Origin of the sequence: Paraburkholderia sp. EG286B (assembly GCF_040965655.1) — a bacterium.
Classification (GTDB): Bacteria; Pseudomonadota; Gammaproteobacteria; order Burkholderiales; family Burkholderiaceae; genus Paraburkholderia.
Window position 1 is genome coordinate 1 of sequence record NZ_JBFRCF010000073.1, and the last position, 6007, is coordinate 6007.

A 6007-nucleotide genomic window follows, 5' to 3' on the forward strand; every position below is an offset into this window, starting at 1 on the left:
CGATATCGCGGACCCGTTCTGAATCAACGCTCACCGGTGGCCGACATCGGCGGCCCATTCGGTGTTGAGCGATTTACTCGACCTTGCGCCGCCGTTTAGTGTCGGAATTACACAGCCGTCAACAGCTCTCACGCACTGCCAACCGCACAGCCCCTCACTCCGATGCAGGCGCATGGACTGTCGCTACCAGCGGGCCGATCACAATCGTGACAGGGCGCATAGAAAACCCTGCGCCTGGTTCACACTCCCTCGTAGAGCCAGACGGCGCACATTTAGTTAGACTATATTTTTCCAGAGCCACCAGCTTGCCAATGGGAGCACGTGGGCTGAGGGCACGAAGTGTCTTCGATGATTTCAACGTCCGGTCTGTCGAGACTCGTCGAACTGGTGCTCTCGGCCATATTCAACCGTTCGCCCGCTCACTCAGCCGAACATTCAAACGTCGCTTTCATGCGGAAAGCTGCGGCTCGCTTTGCTCCATGGCCGGAAGATGCTTGCCGTTGAAGCTCCGACTTTGGGTTGCGCACGCTTCCATCCACAACGGTTAGCTGCTTGATGGTGCAACTGCCCGGCTACCACCTCGCGAGTGAGGTGGTAGCCCATCGCATGCGCGAGCAGGCTGCCGCAGAGCAGAAGGTCATCGCATGAGATACCCCCAGGCGGGCGGCGGGTGTTGCCTGGGAGGGGAAGCGCGGACGTTCGCCAAGGACTTCAGCAAGTCATCAGCCCTTCGTCAGAGCGGCTGACGGCATCGGCCTGCGGGGTCAACCCCGCGCGAATCGCATGCTGATGACGATCGGCGACAGGTCCATCGAGGCCACCACGACAACATATTGAACGGGGGCCGGCCCACGGTCGGCGGGGTTGCGAGCATTGAGTGGGTCGGGATGACCATAATGTGGCACTAAAAACTGTGCCTTCTTGCCAAAAATGAGCAAATATTGTATAAAGATCGCACAAAGATTGCTCTGTATGGGGGTGTCATGAATATCAACTTCGCGCCAGTCGACGAAAGCTTCATCAAGCGAAGCGTGGAAGGCGGGCTATATAGCAACGCAAATGAGCTGGTCCGCGACGCCGTCCGCCGCTTGCGCGAAAGCGAGGAGCGCCATGTCGAACTGTTGGCCGCCCTCCAGCTGGGTGAAGACGACATTGCGCAAGGCCGCACCAAAACCTATTCCAGGGGCCTAATGCAAGCCGTTCGAGAGCGGGCCGCAGGCCGCGCAGCCTCTGGCGAGAAGCCGAAGTCTGATGCCACTCCCTGAGTATCGGCTAGAGCTCGCCGCCCAGGCCGAGCACGACATCGAGGACATCCTTGTCTATACGCTTCTGACCTGGGGCGAGCGGCAGATGCACGATTACAGCGATCTGTTGGACAACTGCCTCGCGACCATTCAGGCCAATCCCAACATCGGACACACCCATGATCTGGACTCCTACAAATGCCTCCAGGCGGGGAGCCATTTGATCTTCTACAGGCTCGAAGAAACCACGGTTTTCGTCGTGCGTGTCCTGCATTGCCGGATGGATGTGCCGCGTCATCTGGAATGACCCGCGTTTTTCCCGGAAAAACTGCTTGAAGGGTGGGTGCCATTCAAGAAAGCTCCCGGGCGCCTGCGGCAGCTGTGCGTCATAGTTCAGCGGGTGAAACCATCTACGGCCATTCGTCAGCGTGCGAGCGCGACGTTCGGGCGTCGCTTACGTTCTCAAAACACGTCCGTACAAACGTCCGCCGTTAAAACGCGAGTATTCGCCGCGACTTTTCGAATCACCGGGAACTGAAAATCCTCCCCAGTGACTTGTCAGACGAAGCACGTTGCACCCGTAAATGCTCGAGTGATCGAACTGCCGGCCGACGGCGGCCAGCGTGATGAGCAGGTCAGTAGAGCCCCCGCTCCATTCGCCGAAGCGCCGATTCCTGTGATAATCAGAATGCCGCGCCCTGCCTTGAAAGGGATATCGGTTTGCCGTCGGCACCGTTGACCAGGGCGCCGGGTTCATCGCGGATCCATGAATGGTTACCTGAAATTTTTTCGGCACTTCATTCGTTATCCTATCAATTTCATATCCGCTCCCGGAGATCCGGTACATCAAGGAGCCCGCCAGCCTCACCCGGGCGTACATTTACGCGTCATCGTGCGAATGACGCATCAAATACCAACATCGCCGCGTCTATAATCAACACCTTAAGGATATCAGCGAGCGCATGGAGCCCTACTTTATGAATCAAGCCCGCGGGCGATATGCGGGATCCCGCGACAGCGGCCAACGCCAGGCTCGCCAGGAAAGGAAGTCACAGCCCAGGCGGCCGGGACAGCCGTATGTGAAGGCGCCTGCTCAGGACTCCGCCCAGACCGCCTCCATTTTCAAGACACGGTCGTTCCAGTTTCTGGTCGATACGGTAGGCGCAGAGAATATCGCCATCGCACTTGAATCCAGCATGACGCGCGTTGCCGAACTGATGAAGGGCGAGAGGTTCACTCCCGAGACCGCCTTTCACATGGAAACCACGCTTGGGTTGCCACAAGGATTTTTTGACCAGCCCAATCCTGGGCTCGCAGCCGAGACCATTGCCCGACTGAAGTCACCGCTCGATTTCGTTCAACCCGACGAGGAACCAGACGGAGAGTCCGAAGCACGCAAGCCGGCTTCTGTCCAGACCGTCGACCCGCAACCCTCTCTTGAAGACAGTTTGTCCGAGGAAGCGCAAATGCCAAGGAAAGCAACCGGTGGTACGCCCAGGGCCGTCAAGACCAGTCCAGGCGAAACGGCCGGACAGCCCGACGCTCGTACGCCGCGAAAAGCTTCGCGTTCGAAATCCAGGACGTCTCCTGAATCGGCCCGGCAGCAGTCGCTGGCACTCAACGATGGGGCCGATGTAGAAAACATCCGGCGCGCCAACCTCCACGTTCTCACGAGTCGCAACGGATCGAAAGCAAGACTGGGTGTGGTTATGGAGTTGAGTGGCTCCAACATGGCCCACCGGCTGCATGGCAAGAAGCGCATGGACGCTGTCGAAGCCAACCGGTTCACGGAGCGGCTTGGCTTGCCTGCTGGCTGGCTGGACACCCCGCGCTCCGAAGACGATATTCCGGCGTCGGTGTCGCGCATGCTTGCGCCTGCTTCGCGCGCACGCGCATCCGCTCAACTACATGAACCAGTTGCGCCCGCAACAAACGATGACGTCCCAGCGAAGGCCGCCGGTGCGAAGGCGCGTGCGCGGCGCACGCGGGCGGCCGATCCAGAGAGCCCCTCTCCTGTCTCGGCGGATGTCGCACGAGAGCAAGAGGCGATCGTTACCAGCGCGCAAGATCATGTAAATGGTTTTCCCGACGACGTTACCGGTCACCTGCCTGAAGAAGGTGGTGACGGGGCGCCGGCAGCTACACGGGCAACCCCAGAGTCGTTCGCCGCGTCCGCAGTACCGCAGCGCAACCCGGCAGCGCTCCCCTACGCTTGCGTGACGAGTCTGGACAATCTTCACGGTATCGAGCCGATAGCGGAAGCCTTGATCAAGACGCTGGCAGGCAAGGCACGCACGGGTCGCCTGGACGAACTGAGAGCGCTGGAACTGCTGCAGCAGGCGATCCTGCTATGAGCCGGTATCGCGTACCAGGCTCCCCGCGCCATGCCGCACAAAGCGCATCGAGGTGACCGGCTCCCGCCACGCAAAAAATTGCGCTGAGTCAGGTCGACTTGCCATCGACCTGCGTTGCCGGGCTGACCGGAGAGGTCATTCATCTGACGCTGCCGGGGATGGCGGAGACCGGATTTTTCTCCCGGGTTTTCCTGGGCATACTGAACAGCGTGTGCCAGGCTGTCCGCGGCGCGGAGTTCGCCTGCGGCTCAGTGGAGTCTGGACATGTGGCGACGGCGGGCAGTTGCCAGAAGCGGATTCTCGTCGGCTTCGGCTTCGCCCATTGGCGCGCGGCCATCCGCAATGACGACGTGGACGTCCTGCTCGAAGGCATCTTCCAGACAGCTACGCGCGCGTGCAACCCATTCATCGGCCGGCGCATCGCCCGCACTCGCGGCGGCCTGAGCGGTCGCTTTCGCGGCCAGGCCAAAGGCGGCGACGATCTCTTCCCACGTCAGTCCGGTCGTCATCGCTTCCTGCACAAGCTTGCCCGCGACAGCGCCAATCTTCGCCCTTAGTTCATCGCTCATCTGCTTTTGCTCCCACAATCCTTGCGCCGCGCACCTGCGGCATCACCCGCCCAGTTTCCGCTGGTCTTGAGGTTTGTTCGACGCCTGCCCATGTCTGCGGGCTTGCAGACGCGCGACGGAGCGTGCGGGCAGGCGTCGAACAAACCAGAAGGGAGGAAACCGCGGAGTGTTCCGATGTGGTCGAAGTCGCGAAGGCTATGGTGATTGATAGCCCGCAATGTTCGGGGACGTTGCCTGATGAGCGCTCGGACGGTGTGGCAGATGGACCGTGACGCGGTGACGAAGCGGCGCAACCACGCAATCGGGCAGTCTAAGCAGACGGGCGCGAGTGTGCGCGAAGTGCCAGGCGCAAACGTCCGCTCGTGGGCGGCAATGCCACCGGGCCGATGGTCGGGTCGCCCGTTCAGGAACAGTTATCTTCATGTCCCGCCCCAGGGCGTGGGTGGCGCGCGAATCGGCGCGGTCCGCGCAAGGATGTCGATGATGATCATCGGTGCGCCGCAGTGCCGGCAGATGAAGGCCGGTCGCGTTTCGACGGGGGATTCTTCGGGTGATGCGTTGACCTCTGCCGCGACCTGCAGCAGTTCACGCACCTTCGCGAGACTGACACGACGCACCGGGTTTGCAAGCAGTCCATAGTGACGGATGCGATGGAACCCGCCAGGCAGCACATGCAGCAGGAAGCGGCGCATGAACTCGGCGGCCTCGAGGGTCATGGTCTTGTAGCGGGTGCGCCCCTTCGCACGGTAGTCCTTCCAGCGGAACGTCACGCCGCGCTCATCGAACGCGAGCAGGCGCTGGCTGGAGATCGCCACGCGGTGTGTATAGCGGGAGAGGTACGCGAGTACCGCTTCGGGTCCGGCAAAGGGACGCTTCGCATACACGACCCATTCGCAGGTGCGCAGTGGCGCAACCCACCGGGCAAAGACAGCCGGGTCGGCGAGTCCGGCATATTCGCCAAAGAACTGCAACCGGCCACCCCGGTGTGCCTGCTCAAGTGCCTCGAGGAAGCACCTGCGGAACAGGCGTGAGAGCACGCGCACCGGCAGGAAGAAGCCATGCCGGCAGGCAATCCACCGCTCGCCGTCGGGTGACAGGCCGCCACCCGGAACGATACCGTGCACGTGGGGATGATGCGTGAGCGCCGAGCCCCAGGTGTGCAGCACGAGCGTGGCGCCAATCTGCGCACCGAGATGCCTGGGATCGGCAGCGATCGTGCGCAGCGTGTCGGCGGCGATGTCGAGCAGCAGGCCGTAGATGATCCGTTTGTTGTACCAGGCGATGGCGCTGATCGGCGCGGGTAGCGTGAAGACGACGTGGTAGTACTCGACCGGCAGCAGGTCGGCCTGGCGTGCCTCGAGCCAGCGGCGTGCGGCACTGCCCTGGCACCGGGGGCAATGGCGGTTGCGGCAGGAGTTGTAGGCGATCTCGGTGCGCGCGCAGCCGGAACAGCGCAACACGTGTCCCCCCAGCGCCGCGGTGCGGCACTGTTCGATGGCCGACATGACCTTCAGCTGCCCCAGGCTCAGCGACACCGTACGCCGCCATGCCGGGCCCTGGACGCGGAAGATGTCCGCGACCTCCAGCATGAGCTACTGCGCCGCGTTACTCGGAGGGCAGGCGCTCCAGTGGACTGATGACTTCGCGCAGGAGGTCGGTGGCGACCTGCACGTACAGCGCGGTGGTCTCCAGCCTATTGCCAGCAGTCAATAGGCTCGACTATGTCCCGCCCCGAACTATGTCCCGCCCCGAACTATGTCCAGCTCAGATCGAAGGTCCTCGCTTTTCGTGAAGATGCCACCTCGGTGCTAGACATTGGCATGCTTCCTTGCAGGCACTC

Annotated in this window: 5 protein-coding genes; 4 read left to right on the top strand and 1 reads right to left on the bottom strand. The window is 61.8% G+C overall.

Going from position 1 to position 6007, the window contains the following annotated elements; genetic code table 11:
- Window positions 1–983: 983 nt before the first annotated feature.
- The 4 genes from AB4Y42_RS43335 to AB4Y42_RS43350 all read left to right on the top strand — a co-directional run bounded on the left by AB4Y42_RS43335 (window position 984) and on the right by AB4Y42_RS43350 (window position 4155).
- Window positions 984–1265 (top strand): type II toxin-antitoxin system ParD family antitoxin, encoded by a 282-nt coding sequence (locus AB4Y42_RS43335; protein WP_368697776.1) that lies wholly within the window; start codon window positions 984–986, stop codon window positions 1263–1265.
- Complete coding sequence (locus AB4Y42_RS43340) at window positions 1252–1551, top strand: type II toxin-antitoxin system RelE/ParE family toxin (RefSeq protein ID WP_368697777.1); 300 nt, start codon at window positions 1252–1254, stop codon at window positions 1549–1551. Before AB4Y42_RS43335 ends, AB4Y42_RS43340 begins: the two co-directional genes overlap by 14 nt.
- A 670-nt stretch (window positions 1552–2221) precedes the next feature.
- Window positions 2222–3598, top strand: coding sequence for a hypothetical protein (locus AB4Y42_RS43345; RefSeq protein ID WP_368697778.1), 1377 nt, complete (start codon window positions 2222–2224; stop codon window positions 3596–3598).
- Window positions 3599–3696: 98 nt separating this feature from the next.
- On the top strand, window positions 3697–4155 hold the full coding sequence (locus AB4Y42_RS43350) for a hypothetical protein (protein WP_368697779.1): 459 nt from the start codon (window positions 3697–3699) through the stop codon (window positions 4153–4155).
- Window positions 4156–4586: 431 nt separating this feature from the next.
- Here AB4Y42_RS43350 and AB4Y42_RS43355 read toward each other — a convergent pair whose 3' ends face one another.
- Window positions 4587–5756, bottom strand: a complete 1170-nt coding sequence (locus AB4Y42_RS43355; RefSeq protein ID WP_368697780.1) for an IS91 family transposase — start codon at window positions 5754–5756, stop codon at window positions 4587–4589.
- Window positions 5757–6007: the final 251 nt, after the last annotated feature.

Coding starts and splice junctions, on each gene's coding strand:
- AB4Y42_RS43335 (WP_368697776.1), top strand. CDS start 984: ATGAATATCAACTTCGCGCCAGTCGACGAAAGCTTCATCAAGCGAAGC.
- AB4Y42_RS43340 (WP_368697777.1), top strand. CDS start 1,252: ATGCCACTCCCTGAGTATCGGCTAGAGCTCGCCGCCCAGGCCGAGCAC.
- AB4Y42_RS43345 (WP_368697778.1), top strand. CDS start 2,222: ATGAATCAAGCCCGCGGGCGATATGCGGGATCCCGCGACAGCGGCCAA.
- AB4Y42_RS43355 (WP_368697780.1), bottom strand. CDS start 5,756: ATGCTGGAGGTCGCGGACATCTTCCGCGTCCAGGGCCCGGCATGGCGG.